Annotated in this window: 1 protein-coding gene and 3 pseudogenes; 2 read left to right on the top strand and 2 right to left on the bottom strand. The window is 68.4% G+C overall.

Translation table 11 applies throughout. The features are described from left to right. Positions 1 to 35: 35 nt before the first annotated feature. Positions 36 to 746, top strand: a pseudogene (locus I5I_RS13935) (alpha-isopropylmalate synthase regulatory domain-containing protein); the annotation flags it as partial. Between the two features lie 37 nt (positions 747 to 783). Here I5I_RS13935 and I5I_RS13930 read toward each other — a convergent pair. After that, positions 784 to 1,470, bottom strand: a complete 687-nt coding sequence (locus I5I_RS13930; protein WP_036321079.1) for a trimeric intracellular cation channel family protein — start codon at positions 1,468 to 1,470, stop codon at positions 784 to 786. A 55-nt stretch (positions 1,471 to 1,525) separates the two neighbouring features. On the opposite strand from I5I_RS13930, the pseudogene recO reads away from it, so the two are divergent. Then, positions 1,526 to 1,933: pseudogene (gene recO / locus I5I_RS13925) on the top strand (DNA repair protein RecO); the annotation flags it as partial. Positions 1,934 to 1,995: 62 nt separating this feature from the next. On the opposite strand, the pseudogene I5I_RS13920 reads toward recO, so the two are convergent. After that, a pseudogene (locus I5I_RS13920) lies at positions 1,996 to 2,361 on the bottom strand (WYL domain-containing protein); the annotation flags it as partial. Positions 2,362 to 2,425: the final 64 nt, after the last annotated feature.

Below are 2,425 nucleotides of genomic sequence, written 5' to 3'. Positions count from 1 at the left end.
ATTCGAGCTCGGTCCCGGGGATCCTCTAGAGTCCGATCAAGAAGGGGTTCGAGGCCATGGAGGCGCGGGCCGCGGCATCCGGGGTCACCGTCGACGACATCGAGTGGGCGGTGCCGTACCTGCCGATCGACCCGAAGGATCTCGGTCGCTCCTACGAGGCCGTGATCCGCGTCAACTCGCAGTCCGGCAAGGGCGGCGTCGCCTACCTGCTGAAGACGGATCACGCGCTGGATCTGCCTCGCAAGCTCCAGATCGAGTTCTCCGGTGTGGTGCAGGCCAAGACGGATGCCGAAGGCGGCGAAGTCTCCAGCGACCAGATCTGGGCGATCTTCACGGATGAGTATCTGCCTGCGCGTGAGGCGGACGAGAAGTGGGGGCGGTTCGAGTTGCTGTCCACGCGGACGCAGAGCGACATGTCGGGCGAGGTTTCGCTCGAGGTCACCCTCCGCGACGGCGAGGAGACCGTTGCGACACGCGGCGTCGGCAACGGCCCCGTATCGGCTTTCCTGGAAGTCGTGCGTGCGCAGGGCTTCGACATCACGCTCTACGACTACGTCGAGCACACGCTCAGCGCCGGGGGCGACGCGCAGGCAGCGTCGTACGTCGAGCTGCAGGTGGATGGCGAGCGCTTGTGGGGCGTCGGCATCGACGGTGACATCTCGACCGCGTCGCTGAAGGCGATCGTCTCCTGCGTGAACCGCGCCATCCGTACGCGCGAGCGCTCCGGCTCGCTCGCCGCCGTCTGACGCCGCGTTTCGACTCGTCGCAGCGCGTCGAAACGCCTCAGGGCCGGATGATCGGGATCGCGCTGGTCTCCACCGCGACCTTGCGCCGGTAGAGCGCGCGCTGTTCGGGCAGCGAGATGTCGAAGATCACCGCGAGCAGTCGGATCACGGTCGTGACCACGACCGAGGCGATCGCCGCGGCCACCAGCGGCGCACCGACGGCGTGTGCGAACGCGAGCAACGCGCAGCCGACCGCGGCCGCGACGGCGTACAGCGATCCGACGTGCATGATCGCCACCGGCAAGCCCATGATCACGTCGCGAAGAATGCCGCCGCCCACCGCGGCGCAGACCCCGACGAAGACCGCCGGGACGGGGGGAAGGCCGAGCGCCAGCGCCTTCGAGGTGCCGAAGGCACCGAACAGACCGATCACCACGGCGTCAAGGGCCACGATCACCGCGTTGAGGCGCTCGAAGATGTTGGCCAGCAGCATGCCGACCAGAGCCGCGCCGACGGCCGTGATCAGGTACCAGTTGCTCTTCAGCGTCGCGGGTTCGACGTTGAGCAGGAGGTCGCGGATGATGCCGCCACCCATGCCCATCACGGTGCCGACGATGACGACGCCGAGCAGGTCGAGTCGGCGCTGTCCGACGAAGCCCGACGAGAACAGCGCGCCCTGTACACCGCCGAGTCCCACGGCGAGGAGGTCGGCCCAGAGGGGGATCACGAACAACTGTTCCGTCACCTGACCATTGTCTCCAATGCCGCCCGATGTCGGCACCGGCGGGGATAATCGAGGGGTGCCCACCTACCGCGACGAGGTCGTGGTCCTGCGCACCCACAAGCTGGGTGAAGCGGACCGCATCGTGACCATGCTCAGCCGTCGCCACGGCAAGGTACGCGCTGTCGCAAAGGGTGTGCGCCGCACGTCGTCGAAGTTCGGGGCCCGCCTCGAGCCGTTCATGGTCGCCGACGTCCAGCTCTACCAGGGGCGCTCGCTCGACATCGTGCAGCAGGCCGAGTCGCTCGGCTCCTACGGGGCCGCGATCGTGGCGGACTACGACCGTTACACGGCTGCGCACGCCATGGTCGAGACCGCCGACCGGCTGAACGAAGCCGAAGCCACCCCCCAGCAGTACCTGCTGCTCGTGGGAGGACTGCGCACCCTCGCCCAGGGCGGACGGGAGTCGCGTTCCGTCCTCGACTCGTGCATCGCCTGACGCAGGTGGCACCATCCCTGCAGGTACCACTGACCGCCCGCGATGTGGACCTTGACCGGGTCGACCGTGCGTGTGGTGGGCGCGGCATCCGGGGCCTGGTAGGTGAAGGCCACGGCGACGCCGTCACGCAGGGCGCGATCGACGGTCAAGCGCACCTCGTCCACCTCACCGGGCGCGACGATGACGTCGGCGGGCACGCCGGAGGCGCCGCGCGCCAGTTTGGCCAGCAGACCCTGGATGACTCCGCTCTCGCCGACACCGGGCAGCGACGCCGCAACGCGAAGTCCGGCGAGCAGGGCGGCCGCCTCCGGGGCGGTCAGACGCGGGGTGCGCTCGAGCCCGACGCTGTTGGTGATGACGACCAGGTCCTGCTGATCCAGAAGATCCCAGTCGATGTCGAACAGATCGTTCGCCATCTGCCAGAAGCCGCCGTCGCCGGGCAGCCCGATGACGGTCAACTTCTCCACCATCGCCCGCATT

Origin of the sequence: Microbacterium sp. B24 (assembly GCF_000333415.1) — a bacterium.
In the GTDB taxonomy this organism is placed as follows: Bacteria; Actinomycetota; Actinomycetes; order Actinomycetales; family Microbacteriaceae; genus Microbacterium.
The sequence above is the reverse complement of the archived record's forward strand: the minus strand, read 5'-3'. Positions and strand labels throughout refer to the sequence as shown.